The organism is Pseudomonas sp. FSL R10-1350, assembly GCF_009600525.1.
Lineage (GTDB): Bacteria > Pseudomonadota > Gammaproteobacteria > Pseudomonadales > Pseudomonadaceae > Aquipseudomonas > Aquipseudomonas helleri.
In genome coordinates this window covers 66,762-90,858 of the sequence record NZ_WIVR01000015.1, presented here as the reverse complement: position 1 = coordinate 90,858, position 24,097 = coordinate 66,762, and the positions used below count along the sequence as shown (strand labels likewise).

Sequence of the window (24,097 nt, the reverse complement as noted above, 5' to 3'; positions counted from 1 at the left end):
TTGGGGGATGCTGAAGATACTCGCTGTCCTGTTTGCTGCGCGACAGCGCGGCGTCGAAGACGGGGCGGCCCCTCTTATGGAAAAGAAGACACCCCACTACACCCTTAAGTGCATCCAGGACGACGTAAAACGGCTGGGAGCCGTGGCGTTTACCAAAAGTGCGCTGGATGGTGGGCGCATGCTGGGGCTAACACTTGCCCAGATGCTTTGGGTGATCGCGTCTCTGGAGCGCAGGCTCTTGTACAAATCAATGTCGACTTACGCAGACCCCAAAGTCTGGCAAGACGTCTACCACGCTCAAGCCTACGGCTTGGCCCTGTACATCAAGGTGACCTACCGTCCCGGTGGAGGGCCGCCCGTCATTGCCTTCAAGGAAAAAGACTGATGAGCAAGCATGATTGCTACACCTGTGGCGCACCCAACGCGATGCACCCGTTCAAGGGCCGCGATTTCACAGTGACGTTCAAACAATTAACCCGCCACGTGCCCAATCTGGCAGGCGAGCAATGCAGTGAATGTGCTGAGGTCGAGTTCGATGCGCCCAGCGCAGAGCGTTATGCCCAGGCAGGTGATGAACTGATCGAGGATGCCAAGCGGGTCGTGGCAGACGAGATGAAACGTATCCGGCGTAAATTGCACTTCACCCAAAAAAGCGCAGTGCAGTTACTGTCCGGCGGCGGCCACAATGCGTTCAGCCGCTATGAACGGGCCGAAGTCGAACCGCCCAAACCGCTGTTTGTGTTGATGCGCCTGCTCGATCGCCACCCGGAACTGGTCAAAGAGCTGCACGCGATTTACGAATGCGCGGATATCAATGCGCTGTTGGAGCAGAAGCAACAACAGCGCGAGAAAACACGTTAACCCCTCTGTAGTCGCGTTAGCATCAATGCAGAATTTGATTCAGGAACAGTTTGGTCCGGTCGTTCTGCGGGTTGTCGAAGAAGTCATTCGGCGCGGCCTGCTCGACGATTTCACCCTTGTCCATAAAGATCACCCGGTTGGCCACGGTCCGGGCAAAGCCCATTTCGTGGGTCACGCAGAGCATGGTCATGCCGTCTTCGGCCAGGCCGATCATGGTGTCGAGTACTTCCTTGACCATTTCCGGGTCGAGCGCTGAAGTCGGCTCGTCGAACAACATGATTTTGGGCTTCATGCACAGCGCACGGGCAATCGCCACCCGCTGCTGCTGACCACCGGACAACTGCCCCGGAAACTTGTGGGCCTGCTCCGGAATACGCACGCGCTGCAAGTAATGCATGGCGATTTCTTCTGCCTGGCGCTTGGGCATTTTGCGCACCCACATCGGCGCCAACGTGCAGTTTTGCAGGATGGTCAGGTGCGGGAACAAGTTGAAGTGCTGGAACACCATGCCGACTTCACGGCGCACGGTTTCGATCTGCTTGATGTCGTTGGTCAGCTCAACCCCATCCACCACAATGCGCCCTTGCTGATGCTCTTCAAGGCGATTGAGGCAGCGAATGGTGGTCGACTTGCCCGAACCCGAAGGCCCGCACAACACGATCCGTTCACCCGCCTGCACGTTCAGGTTGATGTCCTTGAGCACGTGAAACTGGCCGTACCACTTGTTAACGTCCTGCATTTGAATAATGCCTTCAGGGCTAGCAGGCTTTTTAATTGCTTCACTCATATCCAACTCCTACTAACGCTTGTGGCCAGTGTCCAGCTTGCGCTCCAGATGTATGGAGTAGCGGGACATACCGAAACAGAAAATCCAGAACACCAGGGCAGCAAACACATAACCCTCGGTCGCCATGCCCAGCCAGGTCGGGTCGGCGGCGGCTTGTTTGACGCTGTTGAGCAGGTCAAACAGGCCGATGATGATCACCAGGCTGGTGTCCTTGAACAGGGCAATAAAGGTGTTCACGATGCCGGGAATGACCAGCTTCAGGGCTTGCGGCAAGATCACCAGGCCCATGCTGCGCCAATAACCCAGGCCCATGGCTGCCGACGCTTCGTACTGACCTTTGGGAATGGCCTGAAGGCCACCGCGCACCACTTCGGCCACGTACGCCGACTGGAACAGGATCACCCCGATCAGCGCCCGTAGTAGCTTGTCGAAGTTCATGCCTTCAGGCAGAAACAACGGCAGCATCACCGAGGACATGAACAGCACGGTGATCAGCGGCACACCACGCCAGAACTCGATGAACGTCACGCACACCACGCGAATCGCCGGCATGTCCGAGCGACGCCCCAATGCCAGCAAGATGCCCAATGGCAGTGCTCCGGCGATGCCCACGGTGGCGATCACCAGCGTCAGCATCAGGCCGCCCCATTGGCTGGTGGCGACGGTGGTCAGGCCCCAATGTCCACCGTGCAGCAGGCTGTAGGCGAGGATCGGGTAGATCACTAAAAAGCTCAGCCCATAAACCGCCTTGTGTTTGAAGCGCGAAATAAACAACGGTGCAGCACCAAAGATGGCCAACAACACCGTCGTATCGACGCGCCAGCGCAACGCTGCCGGGTAATAGCCGTACATGAACTGGCTAAAACGCTGCTCGATAAACACCCAGCACGCACCGCTTTTGGTGCAATCAGCCCGGGTCGTGCCCACCCAATTGGCGTCAAAGAGCGTCCAGCTCAGCAACGGCGGCACGATCAACCAGACCAGGTAGAGCGCAAACAGCGTGAGCAAGGTGTTGAGCCAACTGGAAAACAGGTTCGCCCGTGCCCAGGCAACCACGCCAATCCGGTTGCCCGGTGGCGGCATATCAGGTTTGAAAACATGCGTCGTCATGGTCGCGCCCTCACCGTTCGATCAGCGCAATGCGCGTGTTATACCAGTTCATCAGCAGCGAAATGCTGATGCTGATCGCCAGATAAACGCTCATGGTGATGGCAATCACTTCAATCGCTTGCCCGGTCTGGTTCAGGACCGTACCGGCAAACAGCGAAACCATTTCCGGGTAGCCGATACCTGCTGCCAACGATGAGTTTTTCACCAGGTTGAGGTATTGGCTGGTCAGCGGCGGAATGATCACTCGCAGCGCCTGCGGGATGATCACCTTGCGCAGCGTCGGCCCTGGGCGCAGGCCCAGCGAGGCAGCAGCTTCGGTCTGGCCATGGCTGACCGACTTGATGCCCGAACGCACGATCTCGGCAATAAAAGCTGCGGTGTAAACCGTGAGAGCGATGGTCAGCGCCAACAGTTCCGGGATCAGCACCCAGCCACCAACAAAGTTGAAGCCCTTGAGCTCGGGCATTTCCCAATGCACTGGCGCACCCACTACCAGCGCGCACAGCCCTGGAATCACCAGCAACAGGCCCAACGCGGCCCAGAAGGTGTGAAACGCAACACCGGTGGCTTCAAAGCGTTTTTTCGCCCAGCGCACCATCACCACCACCGCCACAATCGCCAGCAGCACACTGATCACAAACGGCCAGAACGCAGGTGTCGCGATGGCGGCCGGCATGTTCAGGCCACGGCTGCTCATGTAAAAAGTGTCGGCAAAATTGTGGCTGTTACGCGGCCCCGGCATGGTCAAAAAGACCGCGAAGTACCAGAACAGGATTTGTAGCAACGGCGGGATATTGCGAAAAACCTCGACGTAGACCGTCGCCAGCTTGTTGATCATCCAGTTCGGAGACAAACGCGCGACGCCGACAATAAAGCCCAGAATGGTCGCCAGGACCACGCCAATCACCGACACCAGCAGCGTGTTCAGCAGGCCGATTACAAAGACCCGGGCGTAGCTGTCGGACTCGGTGTAATCAATTAAATGCTGCGCAATGCCAAACCCGGCACTGCGGTCCAAAAAGTCGAAACCCGAGGTAATCCCCCGGTGTTGCAGGTTGGTCTGAGTGTTGTTGAACAAGTACCAACCCATGAAGACCACCAGCGCGACGGTGATGATCTGAAAAACCCACGCACGCACACGTGGATCGCCAAGGCTGAGCCTGGGCTTGGGTGCGCCGACTTTTGTCTGCATGAAATGCCCCAGTAAAAAATGGATCAAAAACAGCACCCGGTGGTTGGCCCACCGGGTGACAGGGCTTATCAGCGCACAGGCGGTGCGTATTGAATGCCGCCGTTGTTCCACAAGGCGTTCAGCCCGCGGTCAATGGCCAGAGGGGTGCTTTTACCGAGGTTTTTCTCGAACACTTCGCCGTAGTTACCGACCTGGCTGACGATCTGTACAACCCAGTCCTTCGGCAGTTTCAGGTCTTTACCGTATTCGCCATCCGCACCCAGCAAACGGGCAACGTCCGGGTTTTTGGTCGACTTGGCTTCAGCCACGACGTTTTTAGAGGTGATGCCGGCTTCTTCAGCGTTGAGCATGGCAAATAAGGTCCAGCGCACGATGCTGAACCAGTCTTCATCACCCTTGCGCACGACCGGGCCCAGTGGCTCCTTGGAAATGGTTTCTGGCAAGACGATGTAGTCGTTCGGGTTGGCCAGCTTGCTGCGTTGTGCATACAGCTGGGACTTGTCCGAGGTCAGCACGTCGCAACGGCCGCTCTCAAGGGACTTGGCGCTTTCGTCAGAGGTATCGAAGGTGATCGGGGTGTATTTCAGGTTATTCGCCCGGAAGTAATCCGACACGTTGAGCTCAGTGGTGGTCCCGGCCTGAATGCAGATGGTTGCACCGTCCAGTTCCTTGGCACTTTTCACGCCCAGCTTGTTGTTGACCAAAAAGCCAACGCCGTCGTAATAGGTCACGCCGGTAAACAACATGCCCATGCCCGCATCACGGGAACTGGTCCAGGTGGTGTTGCGCGACAGCACATCCACTTCGCCCGATTGCAGGGCAGTGAAGCGCTCCTTGGCGTTCAACTGGCTGAATTTGACCTTGGTGGCGTCGCCAAATACGGCAGCGGCGACAGCGCGGCAGACATCGGCATCGATCCCCAAAATCTTGCCGTCTTTGTCAGGCACCGAGAAACCCGGCAAACCGTCGCTGACACCACACTGCACGAAGCCTTTCTTTTTAACGCCATCCAGTGTTGCGCCGGCATGAGCGAAACCCGTGACACTCAACACCACAGCGGCGGTGGCCAGGGCCAGGGTGGATTTCAACTGCTTCATTCAAACCTCCAGTCTTGCTTTGTTGTGTTTGAACAAGACCCGCCGCCCCCTTGTGAGGCATTGTTGACCCGTGTTGGCTTTTTATGGGGCCAAGCGGCATAAGCCTTGAGCGATGGATATATCGCACTCGCCTTCAAACTGAAGCGCTCACTTGAGCTGTTGAATTCCTTGTCTAACTTCACCCGTCAGGTGTTTTGCTGCCCCACCCTCGCCTGTAGCCTGTTAGTGTTACCCGCGAAGATGCTTCAGCTAACGTCACTGTGCTCATAGCAAGGCCCGTACCACTGTGGCGATTTATGCGTCTCGATATGTTTCTTTAGGTAAAACGTTCAAGCAGGCGACATCTTCTTTAAATTTGAAACGAACACGCACTCTTCTTGCGCACGCTTTTTGCGCGAGCGCCCAATAATGGAGCAGCCATGACCGAACCTCTGATCCTTCAACCGCAAAAGCCCGCAGACGCTTGTGTGATCTGGCTTCACGGCTTAGGTGCCGACCGCTACGACTTCCTCCCGGTGGCCGAAGCACTGCAAGAGTCGCTGCACACCACGCGGTTTGTTTTGCCCCAGGCGCCGACCCGTGCAGTGACGATCAATGGCGGATATGCCATGCCCAGCTGGTACGACATCAAGGCCATGAGCCCGGCCCGTTCGATCAGTGAACAAGAACTGAACGAATCGGCAGACACCGTGGTTGCGCTGATCGAAGAACAGAAAAGGGCCGGAATAGACGCCAGCCGAATTTTCCTCGCCGGTTTTTCCCAAGGCGGCGCCGTGGTCTTCCATACCGCCTATCTAAAATGGCAGGGCGCATTGGGTGGCGTACTTGCCCTCTCCACCTATGCCCCAACCTTCAGTAATGAGCTGGAACTGTCCGCCAGCCAGCAACGCACGCCGGCTTTGTGCCTGCATGGCCAATATGACGAGGTCGTCCAGAACGCCATGGGCCGTACCGCGTATGAACACTTGAAGCGTTTGGGTGTGAGCGTTACATGGCAGGAATACCCGATGGGGCACGAAGTGTTACCTGAAGAAATTCGCGACATAGGTACCTGGCTGACCGGGCGCCTGCGCTAAAAACGAAACATCCAGTCGTTTACTACGCCGAGCACGCGACTTGCATTACACTGCCCGGCGTACACTCCTTAACCAACTGATGAGATGACCGTGCTCAAAGCACTCAAAAAAATATTCGGCAAAAGCGAGGCTGAGCCGCTCGCGCCAGCGTCCATGACTCCCCCCAGCAGCCCCAGCCCGCGAACCGACGCGCAACAGCCTGGCCGTTCTGCACCTGCACCCGCCGCGGTGTCCACGCCCGCAGCCACGCCCGCACCCGAACCTGCGCGCACAGAAAAACCCAAAGCGGCCAAACCACGGCGTGCACCTGCGCCAAAGCCTGTGGTCATCCCGTGGAAACTCGAAGACTTCGTGGTTGAACCACAAGAAGGCAAAACCCGCTTTCATGACTTCAAGCTCACCCCTGAACTGATGCACGCCATCCAGGACCTGGGTTTCCCGTACTGCACGCCGATCCAGGCGCAAGTGCTGGGCTACACCTTGAGTGGCCGCGATGCCATTGGCCGCGCCCAGACAGGCACCGGCAAAACCGCCGCGTTTCTGGTCTCGATCATCAGCCAGCTCACCCAAACCCCGCCGCCCAAAGAGCGCTACATGGGCGAGCCGCGCGCGCTGATCATCGCGCCGACCCGCGAACTGGTCGTGCAAATCGCTAAAGACGCCGCCGACCTGACCAAATACACCAACCTCAACGTCATGAGTTTCGTGGGCGGCATGGACTTCGACAAACAGCTCAAGCAGCTGGAAGCCCGTCACTGCGACATTCTGGTGGCCACACCGGGCCGTCTGCTGGACTTCAACCAGCGCGGCGAAGTGCACCTGGACATGGTTGAGGTCATGGTGCTCGATGAAGCTGACCGCATGCTCGACATGGGCTTCATCCCGCAAGTACGCCAGATCATTCGCCAGACGCCGCCGAAGGCTGAGCGTCAGACCTTGCTGTTCTCCGCGACCTTTACCGAAGACGTGATGAACCTGGCCAAACAATGGACCACCGACCCTGCGATCGTTGAAATCGAAGCGCAGAACGTGGCCAACGAATTGGTTGAGCAACACGTGTACGCGGTGGCGGGTGCTGACAAATACAAACTGTTGTTCAACCTGGTGAACGACAACGGCTGGGAACGCGTGATCGTATTTGCCAACCGCAAAGACGAAGTGCGGCGCATCGAAGAGCGCCTGGTGCGCGACGGCATCAATGCTGCGCAACTGTCCGGCGACGTGCCCCAGCACAAACGCATCAAGACCCTCGAAGGCTTTCGCGAAGGTAAAATCCGCGTGCTGGTGGCGACCGACGTCGCGGGTCGCGGTATCCACATCGACGGCATCAGCCACGTGATCAACTTCACCCTGCCCGAAGTACCGGACGACTACGTGCACCGTATTGGCCGTACAGGTCGTGCGGGCGCAGCGGGTGTTTCCATCAGCTTTGCCGGTGAAGACGACTCGTACCAGTTGCCGTCCATCGAAGAAAAGCTGGGCCGCAAAATCAGTTGCGAAACACCGCCGACTGAACTGCTGCGCCCTGTGGTCAGAGCGGTACGCAAGCCGCATGATCCGAGTGAAACGGCTTAAAACGTCAGCCCCGACGTCTGCATAAGGGGCGGGTTTTCGCGATCTTTTAAGCCAAAAGATCGCGAGGCGAGCTCGCTCCTACAGTGGTTTTTTAAGAATTTCGCACTGCGGGCACACTGATTTGCCTTCGCTCAACGCCAGCATTTGCGTTGAAGGCGCTAGCGACATGCCCTGCATGGGCGCCACCTCCCCCGGCAACAACGGCACCGCAGGCAGGCCCGGTACGGGCAAGCCGCCCAGCAATATCGGGCAACTGGCGTAGATGCCCGCCGCACCAATCAATACATGCTGCCCGCCCGCCATCAGGGTGATGTTGGCCCCGGCCTGCAAGACCACCCGCGCCCCGGCCTTGATATGCACGTGCATCCCCGCTTCAGCCACCAGCGCGCCGCCCACCACGGTGTGGCTGCTGACGGCCACGGCCAGGTGGTCGTTGGCCTTGAGCTGGACCTTGCGGTCCAGGCTGACGGTGCGCTGTTCTTCTGCCTTGAGCACCGAGACGCTGTTGCCAGTGACGGTTTCTTCGCGCTTGCCCTCGATCTGCAAGCGGCTGTCGTTTTTGATGTGTTGTTGCAGATCGCGCTGGGCGTGGAGGTAGATGTGCTCCAGACCTTTGCGGTCTTCGATGCGCAGTTCGTTGTAGCCGCTCCCACCTGGAGTGCTGCGGCTACGTAATACGCTTTGGGTTTTGTTGGCGGGCAATGTGAGCGGGGTCGGGTTGAGGCTGTTGGCCAGGCAACCGCTGATGATGGGCTGGTCCGGGTCGCCGTTGAGGTAACCCACCAGCACTTCCATGCCCACGCGCGGGATGGTCACCGCGCCGTGGTTGTCCCCCGCCCAACTCGACGAGACGCGCAGCCAGCAGCTGCTTTGATCGTCATCGATAGCGCTGCGGTCCCAATGAAATTTAACCCGCACCCGGCCGTACTCATCGCAATGGATCTCTTCCCCCACCGGCCCGGTGACGCGAGCCGTTTGGCTGCCGATCAGGCGCGGCTTGGGGAAGACGGTTTGCGGGCGGTAGGTCACCGCCTCTGGCGTGGCCTGGAAGGTGTTGCGATAGCCTTGGCTAAAGCCGCCTGCGTCAGCCTGCGCCGTGTTGGCGCCATACTCTTCCAGCACTTGAGGCTGCTTGCCCTCGTGCTGCACGCCAATCAACAGCCAGCCGCTATTGAACGTCGCGTTGGGGTGCCCGGTCATCGGCAAACAGTGCCCCGAGCACAGGCTCGGTTGATTGCTGCTGCCGCTGGCCTGGCAGTAGCCGGTTTGATGGTGCTCAAGTGTGCGCTGGCTTTGCCGTTGGCCTTGGGCCGTTTCAGTGAAGCGCCCCGGATAGCTGTAGTTTTCAAGCGCGCGCTCGTTATGCTCAGCGCTGCTACCTGCCTCCAGCGTGCGGCTGGCCTGCTGAAAGTCATAATCGCGGCGAAACGTACGGTTGGTGCTGGCCTGCAAGCGCAGTCCAAAGTGATCGATGGACGGCTGCGAAGCAACCATGCCCGCACGGTGTACGTAGGGCGTCGGTTGGTTGAGCGAGGTAAACGCTTGCTGCTTGTCGCCGAACACCAGGTGATGGCCGTCTGGCGAGTGCCGAAAGTGGTAGTGGAAGCCCTCTTCGAAACACAGACGCTGAATAAAGCGCAAATCGGACTCGCCGTATTGCACGCAATAATCCCGTGGCGTGTAAGACGAGAACGAATTGAAGGTGTAGGCGTTGCCGAGAATGCCGTGCTCTTCGAGCAAGGTCTCGATGATCTGCTGCACGGTTAAATGCTGAAAAAATCGGTAGTTGGTGCGATGGGCCAGGTAGGCCAGTTGCGGTTCCAGTGTCAGGCGATAGTGCGTCAGCCGCGTACCGGGGCTGCTGCGACCCATGCTGGAAATATGCCCGTGGATCCCCTGCCCCTGGCTGTCAAATGCGAGAAACGCAGGCTGATGCAGCCATGCCTCGAGGTCCAGGTCTGCGCGTGCGCTGACCAGTTCAAGTTCAAAGGCATAAGGCGTGCTGATGGCTTCATTGCCCGTGAAGGCCAACACCTGAAGCTCATGGTCGGCGCCCTTGATGCTCAGGCTAAAACGGTTGTTACGGGCTGAAATGGCCATCCGTGAATCCTTCCCGACAGAGAGGCAGGCACGCTAACGGATGAACAGGAATCGACGCTGTAGGAGACTTCTGAAAAAAATAAAAGAAATCACGCCGTGTCCGGGCTGCGATCTTTTATTCCCGAAAAGATCGCAGCCTTCGTGCCTCGGCAGCTCCTACAATTCGGAGAATGAGCGTTGCCAGCGCTTAGCGGCGGCGTCGTCGCTGGCCCGACCTTCGACCCAGCGCGGGCCGTCGGCGGTCTGTTCTTTCTTCCAGAAGGGTGCGCGGGTTTTCAGGTAGTCCATCACGAACGCGCAGGCATCAAAAGCCGCCTGACGATGGGCGCTGGCCACACCAACAAAGACGATGGGCTCGCCCGGCTCCAGTGCCCCGACCCGGTGCAGCACATCGAGGCTGAGCAGCGGCCAGCGCTGTTGCGCTTCGACCACGATTTTGGCCAAGGCCTTTTCGGTCATGCCGGGGTAATGCTCGAGAAACATCCCCGCCACGTCGCGCCCGTCATTGAAGTCGCGCACATACCCCACAAAACTCACCACCGCCCCCACACCCAGGTTGGCTGCGTGCAATGCGTTGACTTCTGCGCCCGGATCAAAGGCGGTCGTTTGCACCCGAATGGCCATGGCTCAGCCCCCGGTCACGGGCGGGAAAAAAGCCACGGTGTCACCGTCTGTCAGCGGTTCATCGAGCTTGCACAGTTCTTCATTGCGCGCGCACATCAGGTTGGCTTCGGCCAATACCTGCCACGCATCGCCCTGTTGCAACAGGTGCTGGCGCAAGTGATCAACAGAGGTGAATTGGCCGTCGACCGAGACGTTGTCCAGCCCCAGCGCCTCACGGTAGCGGGCAAAGAAGTGCACGTGGAATGTCATGACGCGTCTGCCTGAAAGTGCCCGCTCTTGCCGCCGAGCTTTTCCAGCACGCGCACGTTTTCGATGGTCATGCCACGGTCGACGGCCTTGCACATGTCATAAATGGTCAAGGCCGCCACGCTGGCAGCGGTGAGGGCTTCCATCTCTACCCCGGTCTGCCCGGACAGTTTGCAGCGCGCGATGATCAACACTGCGTCGGTGCCTTGGGCGCTGAGTTCAACCTTGACGCTGGTGAGCATCAACGGATGGCACAGCGGGATCAGATCCGAGGTTTTCTTCGCCGCCTGAATCCCGGCAATTCGCGCCACGGCGAACACGTCGCCCTTGGGGTGGTCGCCATTGACGATCATGTCCAGGGTTTCAGCACGCATGCGTACCACGGCTTGTGCCACCGCCTCACGGGACGTCACCGCTTTATCGGTGACATCAACCATGTTGGCGCGGCCTTGGGCATCTAAATGAGTCAGCACAGGGAGTTCTCCAGACAAGAGCTGCCAGTGTAAGCCCGAGGTTGCGTTTTGCCCACGTATGCGACGGCCATCGACCTCACGAATACCGCGCATCCGAACATCGAATTGGCCGCCTGGCGGGTTTGCACGTACAACGTGCACATCGTTCAGAGAGGTCAAATCCATGCCATTTTTTATAGCCATTGCCCTGAGTTTACTGGCCGGCGCCGCCGTGCCGATGCAAGCCGGCAGTAACGCCCGACTCGGTGCCGTGCTCGGTCACCCGTTCTGGGCCACGGTCATTTCCCTGATGGTCAGCGGCGCGGCGATTGCCGTGGTGATGCTGCTGGTCAAAGTGCCCCGTCCCAATCTTGGCGCACTGCTGGGCGGCCCTTGGTGGATGTGGCTTGGCGGCCTGGCCGGGGTGTTTTACATCACCGTGGCGCTGATTACCGTACCGCGCCTGGGCGCGCTCAACTTCATCATGGCGGTGGTGGTGGGCCAGTTGATCATCTCGCTGGCGATTGATTACTTCGGCTTGCTCGGGCTGCCAAAAAACACCCCCAGCCTGCAAAAACTGTTGGGTGTGAGTGTGGTGCTGGCCGGATTTTTGATCGCTTCGCGCGGCTGATTATGGGTAGGAGCGAGCTTGCCTCGCGATCTTTTGATTTTTTAAAAGATCGCGAGACAAGCTCGCTCCTACAGTGAAATTTGGCGAAGCACACCCCGCAGCCAACGATGCCCCGGATCGTCGCTGAAACGCTGATGCCAAACTTGCACGTAGTTAAACGGTGCCACGTTCAACGGCGGCGGCAATCTGACCAGTGAATCGGCCAATGGCAGGCTGTCCAGAGTGCGAGTGGCAACCGTCAGGATCAGGTCCGTGTCGCCAATGACGCTCGGGGCTGCACTCCAATGTGGCACGTTCACCGCGACATGGCGCTGTAAGCCCTGGGCGCGCAACACGTTGTCGACTTCGCCCTGGGTGTTGCCGTCCATCGAAACCAGCACGTGAGGGCGTTGCAGATAGGTGTCGAGGTCCAGCACGCCACTCTCGGGCAGGACGCTGCGGTTGAGCAGGCAGGTAAAGGTTTCTTCGAACAGCACCTCGCTGCAGAGGAACTCAGGCAGCGTGGCGAAAACACCCAGCGCGAGGTCGATCTTGCCGTGTTCGAGTTGTTCGAGCATGCCCAGGCGGCTGTCCTGGACCACCACCAGCGAGATGCCGGGCGCCAGTACTCGGAGTTGTTCCACCAACTTGGGCAACACGATGGCAGCGCCGTAATCGGACATCGCCACGCGGAATGTGCGTTGCGATTCCCCCGGCACAAAGTCGACAGACTGACCGAGCAAGGTTTCGATCTGCCCCAGAATCACCTTGAGCGGCGCCTGAAGGTTTTGCGCCAGCGTACTGAGTACCACCTCGTTGCCCTGGCGAATCAGCAGCGGGTCATTGAGCAATAACCGCAGCTTGCTCAGCGAATGGCTGATGGCCGGCTGGCTCAAGTGCAAACGCACACCGGTGCGGGTTACGTGCTTTTCCGTGAGCAGCGCATCGAGCACCACCAGCAGATTCAAATCGATAGTGCGCAGTAACACCTTGGCAGCTCCTGATTAAACATGGCTGGCGCCACAACGAAACCGGGCGGCTCTAGGCCGCCCGGATCAAGGTTATGTCAGAAGTGTTAGAGATGCGACTCTGCGTACTCGGCCAGGATCGAACGAGGGACGCCTTGCAGGGCGATGTGCACACCGTTGGGGAAGTCTTTGAAACGCTCCGTCAGGTAGGTCAGCCCCGAACTGGTGGCCGACAGGTAAGGCGTATCGATCTGCGCCAGGTTGCCCAGGCACACCACTTTAGAGCCCGCGCCCGCCCGGGTGATGATGGTCTTCATCTGGTGCGGCGTGAGGTTCTGGCACTCGTCAATCAAGATCAGGCTTTGCTGGAAACTACGCCCCCGGATGTAGTTCAGCGACTTGAACTGTAAAGGCACTTTGCTGAGGATGTAATCCACGCTGCCGTGGGTGTTTTCGTCATCCATGTGCAGGGCTTCAAGGTTGTCGGTGATGGCCCCCAGCCACGGCTCCATCTTCTCAGCCTCGGTGCCCGGCAGGAAGCCGATTTCCTGATCCAGCCCTTGCACGCTGCGGGTACAGATAATCCGCCGGTAGCGCTTGCTGACCATGGTTTGTTCAATCGCCGCCGCCAGCGCCAGAATGGTCTTGCCCGAACCCGCCGCACCCGACAGGTTAACCAGATGAATATCCGGATCGAGCAAGGCGAACAGCGCCAGTCCCTGGTAAATATCCCGCGGCTTCAGGCCCCAGGCTTCCTGGTGCAGCAACGGTTCCTGGTGCATGTCGAGAATCAGCAGGTGGTCCTTGCGCACCTCTTTGATCCAGCCCACAAACCCTTGCTCATCAATGATGAATTCGTTGATGTGCACCGCCGGCAGGTTTTCGTTCATTTGCACCTGATGCCAGGTGCGGCCGTGCCCTTGACGGGTTTCGACCTTGCTCACGCGGTCCCAGAACGAACCGGTCATGGTGTGATAGCCGCGTGACAGCATCGACACGTCGTCAACCAGTTGGTCAGTGCTGTAGTCCTCGGACTCGACCCCACAGGCGCGCGCCTTGAGCCGCATGTTGATGTCTTTGGTCACCAGCACCACGTGCAGGCTCGGGTCACGGGCGTGCAGGTCAATCAGTTGATTGATGATGATGTTGTCGTTGAGGTTTTCAGGGAGCAGCGCATTAGGCTCTCTGCGCTTGTTCATCAGGATTGACAGAAAGCCCTTGGGGCCACTTTTGCCGCGCTGGATCGGTACGCCCCTTTCAACATCCTCTGGCGAGGCCACGCCCAGGGTCTGATCGATCAATCGAATCGCCTGGCGACACTCCGCTGCCACCAGTAGCTTGCCGGTTTTGAGTTTGTCGAGCTCTTCAAGCACCGTCATCGGGATAGCGACGTGGTGTTCCTCGAAGTTGAGCAAAGCATTTGGATCGTGAATCAGAACATTGGTATCGAGTACATAAAGGATTGGCTGGTTGGAAGAAGGAGTGCGTCCGTGATCATCCATACTCGGTCACCTTTGTGGGAGCCATTCGACGCAATACCGCAACAGTGCTGCGCCTCGAGTGACTGCCGAATTCATCTGTTTTCTGTCAGATGAATGCCCTGCCCGATGGGTCTTGGAAGACGCCACCTGTGTTGCAGGTTTCGGCGGTCTGTCTTGGTAATACTCCAAATCGTGTGACAAAAAAAAGTATTTTTACAGTTTGGCGGATTTATTTTTTTGACTGACGAATAGCCTTGGCGGCCTGCAAAATTGCTACTAGGCTCAATGATTACCTGACACAACGCTTGGGCATTTAATCCAGTATTGGCCTGCATCAGCGCGCCGAAAACACCACCTCGAAATCTCCCCCCACAAGGCCGGACGGTTCTCACAAAACGCCGGGATGCCCCCTACCCATCTTTCTTTTTGGCAGCACTAAGCTTCGTGACGCACCGGCTCATTACGACCTGCGCTCACTACTGTTTATGCCAAAGGAATCCGTATGACCCCTATTTCCAAAACCCTGGAACAAATGCTGCTCGAGATATACCAGGACGGCAGCGTGTCTGTGACTGAATACCGCCAGCTTCGCGACAACGCTGACGAGCGCATGTCGGCGGTCATCAACGAGTTTGGCCAGCACAACAACATCACCGCCTTCCAAAAAGCCATGGACGTCGCCATGCAACTGCTACAGCTGTCGGTCATTGATGCGAAAAAAGCTCAACTGACCGATACCGGCGAAGCCATCGTCAAAGATGCCGTAGTGTCACAAGTGGAATACCTTCGCGCAGGCTCAGAACTGGCCTTGCGCCTTTTGTAAGGGTTACAACAAAGCGCTCGCCCAATCGGGCGGGCGCATTGATCACTGAGCCCCCAAGGCCTCGCACTCCTCCCAGCCCAGCCCGCTCTGCACCGTCGCCTTGAGCAGCCAGGGCAATGCGCTGCGGACCTTGTCCTGGGTGTCGTGGAAGGCAATCAACCCATGGCGCCACAACAGCATCAAGGTCAATACGCGGTGTGCCGACTGCTCGGCCGTGAGGCTGCCGGCCAGGTCTTGCGAGTCAATGTTCCACAGCGCCACCTGCAAGCCCTGGGACTCAAAGAACGCCCCGCTGTCAGCCCGGCGCTGACCGTAAGGCGGCCGGAACAACGGCACGTAGTTTTGCGGCAACACCTGTTTCACCAGCGCGGTGCTACGCAGCACCGAGTCCTGCCAGTTTTGCCAATGACTGTGGGCCCGATATTCCCACTCTTGCACGCCTACACATTGACCTTTGTACAGCGCCCTCAGGGCCTGATCGGAGCTTTTGTCGAGGCGAGCTTTCAAGCTGTTGCCCAAGACAAAAAACGTCGCGCTCATGGACTGTTTGCGCAGGTAGTCAGTGAGCCAGTCGGTGGTGCCGCCGATGACCGTCGGGCCGCTGTCGAAGGTCAGCATGAACAGCCGGTCGTGCATGTCCTCGCCATTGAACTCCTGATCGCCCAGCAGCGCGATTTCGCTGCTGATTTGTGGCGACAGCGCGGCCAGACGCAACTGTTCATCCAGGTAGCGGTGGTGGAACACGGCACTTGGTTCGGCCCATTTCACGTAGAAAGAATCATCGGCCACTTCGAACTTGCCTGCCTGTTCACGCAGGCTGGCCATGTCTTCGACGTAATAACAGAACGAAGCATCCTGATCACAGCTTTGCTGGGCAAAGTTGTAATTGGCCAACAGGCGTTGCCACAGGCGCTGACGGACTTTATCAATCGCGTCCATATTGATGACCTTGAGGCCCAGGCGCTCTTTAAGGCCGTTCTCATCCAGCCCTTCGCTGACCAGCAGGGCGTGGGCGAACGTCAGAATCTCGGCACGCGAGGCGACATCGAACAGGGCCGGGCTGCTCAATGACTCTGGCCAGGTCGTACGGTCCAGCGTCGCCGGATCATTGGGCGCCGCCACTGCCCCCAGACACACCAGCCAGGCCGACAAAAAAAGAGCAATGCGCACAGAGCCATCTCCGTATAAAAACTGCCAGCACTATAACCGCTAACCCATTCCCCCGTAGGAGCGAGCTTGCCTCGCGATCTTTTGATCTGCCCCCTATCGCAGCCTTCGTGCCTCGTCAGCGACTACAGCGCCTTGTTTTTCAGGGCCTATCACCACCATAGGTGGAGTCAAACCGCTCAACCCCCTAGAATCGTCCGGACGCTAACAGGAGACGACCTCATGCTGATGGTGATTTCACCCGCTAAAACCCTCGACTACGAGACGCCGCCAGCCACTGCGCGTTTCACCTTGCCGCAATACCTGGATCACTCTCAGGAGTTGATCGAACAACTGCGCACACTAAGCCCGCAACAGATTGGCGAGCTGATGCATTTGTCCGACAAACTCTCGGGCCTCAACGCGGCCCGTTTCGGCAGCTGGACCCCAAAGTTCACCCCTGACAACGCTAAACAGGCGCTGCTGGCGTTTAAAGGCGATGTGTATACCGGCTTGAATGCGGTGGACTTCAGCGAGGCCGATTTCGACTACGCTCAAACGCATCTGCGCATGCTCTCCGGGCTTTACGGCTTGTTGCGCCCGCTGGACTTGATGCAACCGTACCGCCTGGAAATGGGCACCAAACTGGCCAATGCCCGGGGCAAGGATTTGTACGCGTTCTGGGGCACCCGTATCAGCGAGTGGCTGAATGAGGCGCTGGCCGAGCAAGGCGATGACGTGTTGCTGAATCTGGCCTCCAACGAGTACTTCTCGGCGGTAAAAAAGTCAGCCCTGAACGCCCGCATCATCAATACTGAATTCAAGGACCTGAAAAACGGTCAGCACAAAATCATCAGCTTCTACGCTAAAAAAGCGCGCGGCATGATGAGCCGTTTTGTGATCAAGGAACGCATTAACAACCCGGCCGATCTCAAGCAGTTTGACGCTCAGGGCTATCGTTACAGCGCTGAACAGTCAAAGCCCGATCTGCTGGTTTTCTTGCGCGACGAAGCTCCCGAGTAGAGGCGTAGCCATGTTTGTCGGCGTTTTACTCATCATTGCCTGGCTCGTACTGTTGCTGCGCTACCCGCGCAAGGCGTTTCCGGTGTCGCTGGCAGCGCTGGTCGGGTTGGCAATAGTGGCCGCCTGCGTGGCCTGGCAAGACAGCCGGGAGGCCGATCAATTGGCCCGGCTGGATCTGCGCATTGTCTACGACCCGGCACAATGTCCCGCAGACCGCCCGCTGCAGTTAACCCTGACCAACAGCAATGACGTGCCGTTAAGCGAGTTGTCCTGGCGGATCGCGGCGTACGCGCCGGGTGACACGGTCAACCTCGCTGACAACCAGTACACAGCCCCGCATTATCGTGGCCCCGGTGAGTTGCAAGCGGGCGCCTCGTGGCAAGACTGTTTGCCAATGCCGCCGCTGCGCACCGGGTATCGCGCGCCAAGCCTGGAATTTCGCGCTGAGCGCCTGCAAGGCAGCTTCTCCAATTAAGGATATTTCGATGCGCCGTGTTTTGATTACCGGGTGCTCCAGCGGCATCGGCCGCGCCATGGCCGATGCGTTCAAGGCGGCGGGCCACGAAGTGTGGGCCAGCGCCCGCAAACCGCACGATGTCGAGCACTTGGCCGCCGCCGGATTTATCGCCCTGCAACTGGACGTCAATGATCCGGCAGCGCTGGCGCAACTGGCTGAGCGTCTGAGCCAGGAGACCGATGGGCTGGACGTGTTGATCAATAACGCCGGCTACGGCGCCATGGGCCCGGTGCTCGACGGTGGTGTTGAAGGCCTGCAGCAGCAATTTGAAACCAATGTGTTTTCAGTGGTTGGCGTCACCCGCGCATTGTTTGCCCAACTGCGTCGCAAGCACGGGCTGGTGGTGAACATCGGCAGCGTGTCCGGCGTACTCGTCACCCCGTTTGCCGGTGCTTACTGCGCCTCGAAAGCAGCGGTACATGCACTGAGCGACGCCTTGCGCATGGAACTGGCGCCGTTCGGTATCCGCGTACTGGAAATCCAGCCGGGCGCCATCAACACCCAGTTTGCGAAAAATGCCAGCGATCAGGCTGAGCACTTGATCAGCGAAAACTCCCCATGGTGGCCGATGCGTGAAGGCATTCGTGCACGGGCCAAAGCCTCGCAAGACAACCCCACCCCCGCCACCGCGTTCGCCACAGCCGTACTCAACGCCGTAGACCGCCCAAAACCACCCCATCTGCTGAGGTACGGTAATGGCAGCCGCGCTCTGCCGCTGCTCGCCGCGCTGGTGCCGAGCGGGCTGCTGCAAAAAATTCTGATGAAGCGATTTGGCTTGAATCGCTAACAGTCGGCCAACACATCAAAGCACCGGAATTAATAGGGCTTATATCGAAAGAGCATGAAGCCCTATGACGGCTGGCCCGCGTTTTAAACCCACGTTAAACACCCAATTAAACAACGCCCTCGCCCCATCACGAACAGCTGCAAAGTTCTTTATTGACGGCTTATTCAATAAAACAAAATTGTTTGAATCGACACTTCAGAGGTGATATTAAATCGCCAATAGACTATGTTCAGTCTCGATCAGTATTCATATTGCTGCACGCGGCAGTCGATACCGCGTACGACACAAGGAGTCAGAAAATGCCTGATAAAACAACGCGTCTCACCATTCTTATTGACTCTTCGACCAAGCAAAAGCTGGAGATCCTGTCTGAAGAAACAGACCTGACCATCTCGCAAGTCATCAGAAAGCTAATAAGAGACCACCTTCATCAGTATGAGAACAAAACGATTAACACCTCTAACAACCGGGAGAAACTAGATTCGTCAACCCATGCTTAATATATAAATAGGACTAATACTTTAGCATTAACTCATTAATACTCTTTACACAGGTTAATAGTATTACTTATTTAAAAGACTGTTTTCAGATTGAGCAAGGAATGCCCCATATCATTGGGGCTCCCGTGGTCACAGTACGATTCCCTACCGCTCACGCAGCGCTTCGCGCGCGCGATTCATTGGCTTGATCAAGTAGTCGAGCACGGTTTTGCGCCCGGTCTTGATGTCGACCGAGGCGATCATCCCCGGCACGATCGAGAACGTTTTCCCGGCCTTGTTTTTCAACACATCGGCATCGGTACGAATAAACACGCGGTAGTAGAAGACCTCGGGTTTGGCTTCGTCCTGAATCGTGTCCGGGGAGATGGTCACGACTTTGCCGTCCATCCCGCCGTAGATCGAGTAGTCGTAGGCGGTGATTTTGACCTTGGCCACCTGGTCGGGGTGGATAAAGGCGATGTCCCGTGGCGAAATGCGCGCTTCGATGAGTAGCTGTTCATCCATCGGCACGATTTGCATCAGGCGGCCGTTGGGCGGGATGACGCCACCGATGGTCGTAACCTCGATGTCTTTGACGATGCCGCGGACCGGCGAACGCAAGGTCAGGCGGGTCACGGAGTCGGAGCGCCCGCGCATTACCGAAGACAGGGTCTCGACGTCGGCGTTGGCTTTGGCCATCTCCTCTCCGGCGTGCACCATGTAGTCGGAGCGCGCCTGGGTCAGTTTTAACTCCAATTCGGCTTTCTGGCGCTTCAGGCGCAGCACTTCGACGTTGCTGGCCGCGCCGACCTTGGCCAGGTTCTCGGTAATTTCAAGCTCGCTGCGCACCAGCGCCAACGAAGAGCGCACCCCCGCCAGCGATTCATCCAGGCCCTTGCGCCGCGTGGTGTACAAGTCGGTTTCGGCGCGGATCAAGGCCGGGTAGCCCTTTAGCTCATCGGGGAACACCAGCGGCTTGTTGTTCACCTCGGCCTGCAAGCGCACCACGCTGGCCAGGGCTGCCCGGTACTTGGCCGCGCTTTCATCGAAGTTGGATTCACTTTTGGTCGGGTCGAGCTTGGCCAGGGTTTGCCCGCTCGCCACGATATCGCCCTCACTGACGTTCAATTCGGTGACGATCCCGCCTTCCAGTGACTGAATAATCTGCTCGCGGGAGGTCGGAATGACTTTACCGGTGCCGTTCGACACTTCATCGACTTCAAAAAAGTAAGCCCAGACGCCAAACGCGATCAGCATCAGGCACACGTAACCGACCACCCGTGTCGCCCGCACCACGGTGCTGTCGTCGACACCATCGTGATACGGCCGGGTGCTGTCGTCTTCGCTGGCCAGCAGCGGGATTTTCTTCGGCCCTTTTGGCCCATGGGACGTTTTATTGTTCATGTGAAGGTCCTTGAGCGCGACGCTATCCGTGGCTGCGGGTTCATTGCGCGGCTTTCTGTGGTTTGGACAGTCGTGCTATGGCGTTGTCTTTGCTGTCATCAACGACGATCCGCCCGTTGTCCACGACAATGATCCGATTGACCAGGCTCAAGACGCTCATGCGGTGGGTGGCAATGATCAAGGTGCGATGACCGGCCCATTTGTCCAGGTTCTGGATCAGGTTGCGCTCGCTCGCTTCATCCAAAGACGCCGTGGGTTCGTCCAGCAGGACGATATGCGGCTGGCGAATAAACAGACGTGACAGCAACAAGGCCTGGCGCTGCCCGCCCGAAAGCCCCAAGCCGCCCTCAAGGATCAAGTGGTCCATGCCATCGGCAAACTTGCTGACGAACTCTGCGGCGCCGGTGAGCGCCAGCGCGTTGAGGATTTCGCTGTCGGTGGCGTGGGGTGCGCCAAGGATCAGGTTGTCGCGCAAAGTGCCGTGAAACAGCCGGGAGTTTTGTGTGAGCAGCCCGACGTCGCGGCGCACGTCCGCCGGGTCAATGTGCCCGAGGGCAACGCCGTCCAGGCTGATGCTGCCCTCCTTCAGATCGAGCATCCCGGCCAGCGCCTGAAGCAATGTCGATTTGCCCGCACCATTGCGCCCCAGCACGGCAATACGTTCACCCGGCTGGATCTTCATATCCGCCACAGTCAACGCGGGCGCAGGAGAATCGCTGGAGTACTGGAACGCCGCCTCATTGAGCACATAATCGCCGCGCACCACGGGCAAATGCACCCGCTTGCTGCCATCGGCATGATCCACCGGCAACTGCATGATCTGGTTAAGGCTTTGCAGGGCGACTTTGGCCTGCTGCCAGCGCGTGAGCACGTGGGTGAGTTGTGCCATAGGCGCCATCATGCGGGACGACAGAATCGACGCAGCCACCAGGCTACCGGTGGTCATGTCGCTGGCCATGACCATCGGCGCGCCGAACACCACGACCACGGCAAACACCGAACCCTGCACCGTGTTGCTCCAGGACACCAACGAGTTGGTCAGCATGCGCAACCGCAGGTTGGCGTCGGCGCAACTGGCGTTGTAGTGGTTCCACTGCTGCTGGAAACGCTGCTCGGCTTGCAGCGACTTGATATCGTCCAGCCCCTGGATCGTTTCCACCAGCATGGCGCTGCGCAACGAGCTTTCTCGCATCGACTCGTTGGCCATGCGCGCCAGTTTCTTTTGTGACATCAGGCCCGGCACCACCATCAACACCACCGCGAGGATGGGGATCGCCACCAAGGACCCGGCGATAAACCAGAAGATCACCAGAAACAGCAAAAAGAACGGTAAATCTGCCAACGCCGTGGCGGTGCTGGAAGTGATCAGGTCGCGCACCTGTTCCAGTTCTTTGATCTGCGAAATAAACGAGCCGGTGGACTTGGGCCGCACGCTGTTGCGCAGGCGGATGGCGTGGCCGAACACCAAATCAGATACGCGCAGGTCGGCACGTTTGCCGAGCATGTCAGTGATGCGCACCCGGGTCAGGCGCATCATCAAATCGAACACCAGCGCCAGCACCACGCCGCCAAACAGCACGTACAAAGTGGGCATCGACTCGGCCGGAATCACCCGATCGTAGACCTGCATCGAGAACAGCACCCCGGCCAGCCCGAGCACGCTGGTGACCAGCGACGCCAGCATCACGTAGCTGTACGGGCGCAAGTCCCTCAGCACGATGTTTCGGAACCAGTCCTTCTCGTAGGTTTTTATATAGTCATCGATGCGCGCATCGCGCACCGCACGCATGGGGCGCAGCACCACGATTTTGCTCGCGTGGGCGATCAGTTCCTGACGCGAGATACGGCTTTGCAGGCCCGCGTCACCGCTGTAGGTGATGCCCAAATCGTCATCGTCGCCCAGGGTTTGCAAGACACCGACCTGACCATCATCAAACTGCAGCACCAACGGCATTTGCCGCTGCATAAGAGTGGTTGCAGTGAAGTCGACAATCACACAGTTAAGCCCCGCCTGGCGCGCCATCAGCCGCACCACCTCCTCGACGGTCTTGCCTTCTGTCCATTGCACGGCGAGGCGCACGCTTTGTGCGGAACACTCCAGCCGGTAGTGCCGGGCAACGAGCAGGACCGCGTCCAGCCACACTTCATAATCCAGCGGAGCGGAATGATCAGGCGCCGTTTCAGCGGGTTGTTCGGCAGCTTGCGTGTCGGCCTCAAGCATCACGGTATCGTTCATGGTCGGATCTCCACGCCTTGGATCGAGCTGTTATCCAGATGGAAGGCTGTGCGCAATCCGCCGGTGTTGTAGAGGCAATCAATCTTCAGGCGGCGCAGGTCGGACGCGGTGTTTTCACGGTCCATGCGCGCCTGGTGGATTTCCTGCTCGGCATTGAGTAAATCAAGCAGCGGCCGGGTCCCCAGTTCCAGGTACTGCTGGCGATACAGGTCGCGGGTTTCAGAGATGCTGCGCTCACGAAAATCCAGGGTCGAAAGGCGTTGGGTGAGGCTGGAGATTTGATCCCGCGCCTCCAGCAGCCCTTGGCGCACTGAAAGCCGTGCGGCGTCGTTTGCGTACTGCGCCGTGCGCAGGGCTTGTTCGGCAGAGGCTTTGCGGGCGTTGATCGCACCGCCCTGATAGATCGGCATTTTCACGTTCAGAAACACCCCGTAGCGTGTTCTGTCGCGGCCGTTTTGAACGTTGTTGTCGTTGCTGTCCAGGTACTGGGTCAGCTCCGGGTCCAAAGACAACGTGGGCAACGCTTCGGCCCGCGCATTGGCGATTTGCGCCACGGCATCGACCTGCTGCGCCTGGGCGATCAACAACGAAGGGGTCACGGCCTCATCGGGCACCACGCCTTGGCAAGAGTGCTCCAGGCTGTCAGGAAACCCCGGCGTGACGCTGACCGGCGCCTGCGAGCCAAGCAAGCTGCTCAATGCCCCGCGCCAGCGGTTCAATTGCGCCGTGAATTGCAATTGCGTTGCCATTGCCGCTTCGACCCGTGAGCGCGCCTGAATCAAGTCAGAACGCGTACTGGCGCCCATATCGCTGCGCTTTTGCGCCAGGTCGGCAATCGCCGCCAGGCCATCCACTTGCTCTCGGGCCAGCCTCTGCAAGGTTTGCGCGCGCTGTAACTCAATCACCGAAAACGAGGTTTCCCGGGTCACCTGATCGACCGCCAGCAACACCGCCGCCTGGCTGCCGTTGACGCGGGCAAGGGCGCTGTCGACGGTGCTCGATACCTTGCCAAAGTCATAGAGCATCTGTGACATCGACAAGGTGAACGCCTGGCTTTCGCCGCTGCCGTTCAAGCCACTGTCGTAGCCCGAGCGCAACCCGCCGCTGATTTGCGGGTAGTAACCGGAACGGGCAATGGTCACGTTCTGTTGCTGCTGATACAGCTTGCCGATCGACTCGGCGATAGCTGGGTGCCACGCCACGACCATTTGTACCGCGCGGGTCAGGTCGAGGGTGCCCGGAACAACGCGTTGCGGGGGGATCGGCGCACTGACGCCCATTGGCCCTCCCGGTAAATTAGTGCCCAATTGACTCGGGCTGATGGTGCTGACGCTTTCGGCGTCGTCATACATCGATTTGGCCATGACCCGTTCAAGCAACAGCGGGGTTAACGCAACGGCACAAACCACAACCGACAACTGTTTAACCAGCGTTCTATGCCTCAAATCCAGCCCCCAGATGAGTGTTGGCCTGCAAAAAAGGCGCACTCAGCGAAACAACATT

General features: G+C 58.5%; 24 protein-coding genes. 10 read left to right on the top strand and 14 right to left on the bottom strand.

From position 1 onward, the window contains the following. Window positions 1-76: 76 nt before the first annotated feature. Together GHO25_RS09845 and GHO25_RS09840 are read left to right on the top strand one after the other, a co-directional pair. Window positions 77-385, top strand: a complete 309-nt coding sequence (locus tag GHO25_RS09845; RefSeq protein WP_153390694.1) for a type II toxin-antitoxin system MqsR family toxin — start codon at window positions 77-79, stop codon at window positions 383-385. Next, a complete protein-coding gene (locus GHO25_RS09840) occupies window positions 385-861 on the top strand; it encodes a type II toxin-antitoxin system MqsA family antitoxin (protein ID WP_048389772.1) in 477 nt (158 codons plus the stop codon). The genes GHO25_RS09845 and GHO25_RS09840 overlap by 1 nt, the downstream gene beginning before the upstream one ends. A gap of 22 nt (window positions 862-883) precedes the next feature. Here the strand turns inward: GHO25_RS09840 and GHO25_RS09835 are convergent, their stop codons facing one another. The 4 genes from GHO25_RS09835 to GHO25_RS09820 form a co-directional block, all read right to left on the bottom strand. Continuing rightward, window positions 884-1,648: an amino acid ABC transporter ATP-binding protein gene (locus GHO25_RS09835; RefSeq protein ID WP_048368223.1), complete on the bottom strand. Its 765-nt coding sequence runs from the start codon at window positions 1,646-1,648 to the stop codon at window positions 884-886. A gap of 12 nt (window positions 1,649-1,660) precedes the next feature. Continuing rightward, entirely contained in the window at window positions 1,661-2,758 is a 1,098-nt protein-coding gene (locus GHO25_RS09830) for an amino acid ABC transporter permease (RefSeq protein ID WP_048368225.1), read from the bottom strand. A 10-nt stretch (window positions 2,759-2,768) separates the two neighbouring features. Further along, window positions 2,769-3,950 carry an amino acid ABC transporter permease gene (locus GHO25_RS09825; RefSeq protein ID WP_153328795.1) on the bottom strand — a complete coding sequence of 394 codons (1,182 nt, stop codon included), beginning with the start codon at window positions 3,948-3,950 and terminating at the stop codon, window positions 2,769-2,771. Window positions 3,951-4,018: 68 nt separating this feature from the next. Then, the gene (locus GHO25_RS09820; protein WP_048368227.1) at window positions 4,019-5,047 is read right to left on the bottom strand and encodes an amino acid ABC transporter substrate-binding protein; all 1,029 of its coding nucleotides are present in this window, start codon (window positions 5,045-5,047) and stop codon (window positions 4,019-4,021) included. A gap of 419 nt (window positions 5,048-5,466) precedes the next feature. Here GHO25_RS09820 and GHO25_RS09815 point away from each other — a divergent pair, with 419 nt between their 5' ends. Together GHO25_RS09815 and rhlB are read left to right on the top strand one after the other, a co-directional pair. Further along, window positions 5,467-6,123: an alpha/beta hydrolase gene (locus GHO25_RS09815; RefSeq protein ID WP_153390693.1), complete on the top strand. Its 657-nt coding sequence runs from the start codon at window positions 5,467-5,469 to the stop codon at window positions 6,121-6,123. Window positions 6,124-6,207: 84 nt separating this feature from the next. Beyond that, complete coding sequence (gene rhlB, locus GHO25_RS09810) at window positions 6,208-7,698, top strand: ATP-dependent RNA helicase RhlB (protein ID WP_048368230.1); 1,491 nt, start codon at window positions 6,208-6,210, stop codon at window positions 7,696-7,698. A gap of 78 nt (window positions 7,699-7,776) precedes the next feature. Here the strand turns inward: rhlB and GHO25_RS09805 are convergent, their stop codons facing one another. The 4 genes from GHO25_RS09805 to moaC all read right to left on the bottom strand — a co-directional run bounded on the left by GHO25_RS09805 (window position 7,777) and on the right by moaC (window position 11,141). Further along, on the bottom strand, window positions 7,777-9,798 hold the full coding sequence (locus GHO25_RS09805; RefSeq protein ID WP_153390692.1) for a type VI secretion system tip protein VgrG: 2,022 nt from the start codon (window positions 9,796-9,798) through the stop codon (window positions 7,777-7,779). A gap of 156 nt (window positions 9,799-9,954) precedes the next feature. Beyond that, the gene (gene moaE, locus GHO25_RS09800; RefSeq protein WP_153390691.1) at window positions 9,955-10,422 is read right to left on the bottom strand and encodes a molybdopterin synthase catalytic subunit MoaE; all 468 of its coding nucleotides are present in this window, start codon (window positions 10,420-10,422) and stop codon (window positions 9,955-9,957) included. A 3-nt stretch (window positions 10,423-10,425) separates the two neighbouring features. Beyond that, on the bottom strand, window positions 10,426-10,671 hold the full coding sequence (gene moaD, locus GHO25_RS09795) for a molybdopterin converting factor subunit 1 (RefSeq protein WP_153390690.1): 246 nt from the start codon (window positions 10,669-10,671) through the stop codon (window positions 10,426-10,428). Further along, window positions 10,668-11,141, bottom strand: a complete 474-nt coding sequence (gene moaC, locus GHO25_RS09790) for a cyclic pyranopterin monophosphate synthase MoaC (protein WP_048368470.1) — start codon at window positions 11,139-11,141, stop codon at window positions 10,668-10,670. The genes moaD and moaC overlap by 4 nt, the downstream gene beginning before the upstream one ends. A gap of 163 nt (window positions 11,142-11,304) precedes the next feature. Between moaC and GHO25_RS09785 the strand changes: the two genes are divergently transcribed. Beyond that, a complete protein-coding gene (locus GHO25_RS09785) occupies window positions 11,305-11,751 on the top strand; it encodes a DMT family transporter (protein ID WP_048368235.1) in 447 nt (148 codons plus the stop codon). A gap of 68 nt (window positions 11,752-11,819) precedes the next feature. Here the strand turns inward: GHO25_RS09785 and GHO25_RS09780 are convergent, their stop codons facing one another. Together GHO25_RS09780 and GHO25_RS09775 are read right to left on the bottom strand one after the other, a co-directional pair. Further along, window positions 11,820-12,719 carry a LysR substrate-binding domain-containing protein gene (locus GHO25_RS09780; RefSeq protein WP_178110045.1) on the bottom strand — a complete coding sequence of 300 codons (900 nt, stop codon included), beginning with the start codon at window positions 12,717-12,719 and terminating at the stop codon, window positions 11,820-11,822. Between the two features lie 86 nt (window positions 12,720-12,805). After that, window positions 12,806-14,200, bottom strand: coding sequence for a PhoH family protein (locus GHO25_RS09775; protein ID WP_048368238.1), 1,395 nt, complete (start codon window positions 14,198-14,200; stop codon window positions 12,806-12,808). 481 nt (window positions 14,201-14,681) lie between these two features. Here GHO25_RS09775 and GHO25_RS09770 point away from each other — a divergent pair, with 481 nt between their 5' ends. Then, complete coding sequence (locus tag GHO25_RS09770; RefSeq protein ID WP_153390688.1) at window positions 14,682-15,002, top strand: hypothetical protein; 321 nt, start codon at window positions 14,682-14,684, stop codon at window positions 15,000-15,002. A 42-nt stretch (window positions 15,003-15,044) separates the two neighbouring features. On the opposite strand, the gene GHO25_RS09765 is transcribed toward GHO25_RS09770, so the two are convergent. Next, a complete protein-coding gene (locus GHO25_RS09765) occupies window positions 15,045-16,172 on the bottom strand; it encodes a polysaccharide deacetylase family protein (RefSeq protein WP_178110044.1) in 1,128 nt (375 codons plus the stop codon). Between the two features lie 219 nt (window positions 16,173-16,391). Here GHO25_RS09765 and yaaA point away from each other — a divergent pair, with 219 nt between their 5' ends. From yaaA to GHO25_RS09745, 4 genes are all read left to right on the top strand, one after another. Continuing rightward, a complete protein-coding gene (gene yaaA, locus GHO25_RS09760; protein WP_153390687.1) occupies window positions 16,392-17,171 on the top strand; it encodes a peroxide stress protein YaaA in 780 nt (259 codons plus the stop codon). 10 nt (window positions 17,172-17,181) lie between these two features. Then, window positions 17,182-17,646, top strand: a complete 465-nt coding sequence (locus GHO25_RS09755) for a hypothetical protein (protein WP_048389804.1) — start codon at window positions 17,182-17,184, stop codon at window positions 17,644-17,646. A gap of 10 nt (window positions 17,647-17,656) precedes the next feature. Further along, complete coding sequence (locus GHO25_RS09750) at window positions 17,657-18,475, top strand: SDR family oxidoreductase (RefSeq protein ID WP_153390686.1); 819 nt, start codon at window positions 17,657-17,659, stop codon at window positions 18,473-18,475. A 299-nt stretch (window positions 18,476-18,774) separates the two neighbouring features. Next, window positions 18,775-18,975 carry a hypothetical protein gene (locus tag GHO25_RS09745; RefSeq protein WP_048389807.1) on the top strand — a complete coding sequence of 67 codons (201 nt, stop codon included), beginning with the start codon at window positions 18,775-18,777 and terminating at the stop codon, window positions 18,973-18,975. Between the two features lie 144 nt (window positions 18,976-19,119). Here the strand turns inward: GHO25_RS09745 and GHO25_RS09740 are convergent, their stop codons facing one another. Genes GHO25_RS09740 through GHO25_RS09730 form a run of 3 tightly spaced genes read right to left on the bottom strand, consistent with a single transcriptional unit; the run spans window position 19,120 to window position 23,958 of the window. Next, complete coding sequence (locus GHO25_RS09740) at window positions 19,120-20,358, bottom strand: HlyD family efflux transporter periplasmic adaptor subunit (RefSeq protein WP_153390685.1); 1,239 nt, start codon at window positions 20,356-20,358, stop codon at window positions 19,120-19,122. Window positions 20,359-20,398: 40 nt separating this feature from the next. Further along, window positions 20,399-22,594, bottom strand: coding sequence for a type I secretion system permease/ATPase (locus GHO25_RS09735; RefSeq protein WP_153390684.1), 2,196 nt, complete (start codon window positions 22,592-22,594; stop codon window positions 20,399-20,401). Further along, window positions 22,591-23,958, bottom strand: coding sequence for a TolC family outer membrane protein (locus GHO25_RS09730; protein ID WP_048368250.1), 1,368 nt, complete (start codon window positions 23,956-23,958; stop codon window positions 22,591-22,593). Before GHO25_RS09730 ends, GHO25_RS09735 begins: the two co-directional genes overlap by 4 nt. Window positions 23,959-24,097: the final 139 nt, after the last annotated feature.

Excerpts from the sequence above, each read along its gene's own strand:
- GHO25_RS09845 (WP_153390694.1), top strand. The coding sequence starts at position 77 with ATGGAAAAGAAGACACCCCACTACACCCTTAAGTGCATCCAGGACGAC.
- GHO25_RS09840 (WP_048389772.1), top strand. The coding sequence starts at position 385 with ATGAGCAAGCATGATTGCTACACCTGTGGCGCACCCAACGCGATGCAC.
- GHO25_RS09835 (WP_048368223.1), bottom strand. The coding sequence starts at position 1,648 with ATGAGTGAAGCAATTAAAAAGCCTGCTAGCCCTGAAGGCATTATTCAA.
- GHO25_RS09830 (WP_048368225.1), bottom strand. The coding sequence starts at position 2,758 with ATGACGACGCATGTTTTCAAACCTGATATGCCGCCACCGGGCAACCGG.
- GHO25_RS09825 (WP_153328795.1), bottom strand. The coding sequence starts at position 3,950 with ATGCAGACAAAAGTCGGCGCACCCAAGCCCAGGCTCAGCCTTGGCGAT.
- GHO25_RS09820 (WP_048368227.1), bottom strand. The coding sequence starts at position 5,047 with ATGAAGCAGTTGAAATCCACCCTGGCCCTGGCCACCGCCGCTGTGGTG.
- GHO25_RS09815 (WP_153390693.1), top strand. The coding sequence starts at position 5,467 with ATGACCGAACCTCTGATCCTTCAACCGCAAAAGCCCGCAGACGCTTGT.
- rhlB (WP_048368230.1), top strand. The coding sequence starts at position 6,208 with ATGACCGTGCTCAAAGCACTCAAAAAAATATTCGGCAAAAGCGAGGCT.
- GHO25_RS09805 (WP_153390692.1), bottom strand. The coding sequence starts at position 9,798 with ATGGCCATTTCAGCCCGTAACAACCGTTTTAGCCTGAGCATCAAGGGC.
- moaE (WP_153390691.1), bottom strand. The coding sequence starts at position 10,422 with ATGGCCATTCGGGTGCAAACGACCGCCTTTGATCCGGGCGCAGAAGTC.
- moaD (WP_153390690.1), bottom strand. The coding sequence starts at position 10,671 with ATGACATTCCACGTGCACTTCTTTGCCCGCTACCGTGAGGCGCTGGGG.
- GHO25_RS09785 (WP_048368235.1), top strand. The coding sequence starts at position 11,305 with ATGCCATTTTTTATAGCCATTGCCCTGAGTTTACTGGCCGGCGCCGCC.
- GHO25_RS09775 (WP_048368238.1), bottom strand. The coding sequence starts at position 14,200 with ATGGATGATCACGGACGCACTCCTTCTTCCAACCAGCCAATCCTTTAT.
- GHO25_RS09770 (WP_153390688.1), top strand. The coding sequence starts at position 14,682 with ATGACCCCTATTTCCAAAACCCTGGAACAAATGCTGCTCGAGATATAC.
- yaaA (WP_153390687.1), top strand. The coding sequence starts at position 16,392 with ATGCTGATGGTGATTTCACCCGCTAAAACCCTCGACTACGAGACGCCG.
- GHO25_RS09755 (WP_048389804.1), top strand. The coding sequence starts at position 17,182 with ATGTTTGTCGGCGTTTTACTCATCATTGCCTGGCTCGTACTGTTGCTG.
- GHO25_RS09750 (WP_153390686.1), top strand. The coding sequence starts at position 17,657 with ATGCGCCGTGTTTTGATTACCGGGTGCTCCAGCGGCATCGGCCGCGCC.
- GHO25_RS09745 (WP_048389807.1), top strand. The coding sequence starts at position 18,775 with ATGCCTGATAAAACAACGCGTCTCACCATTCTTATTGACTCTTCGACC.
- GHO25_RS09740 (WP_153390685.1), bottom strand. The coding sequence starts at position 20,358 with ATGAACAATAAAACGTCCCATGGGCCAAAAGGGCCGAAGAAAATCCCG.
- GHO25_RS09735 (WP_153390684.1), bottom strand. The coding sequence starts at position 22,594 with ATGAACGATACCGTGATGCTTGAGGCCGACACGCAAGCTGCCGAACAA.
- GHO25_RS09730 (WP_048368250.1), bottom strand. The coding sequence starts at position 23,958 with ATGGCCAAATCGATGTATGACGACGCCGAAAGCGTCAGCACCATCAGC.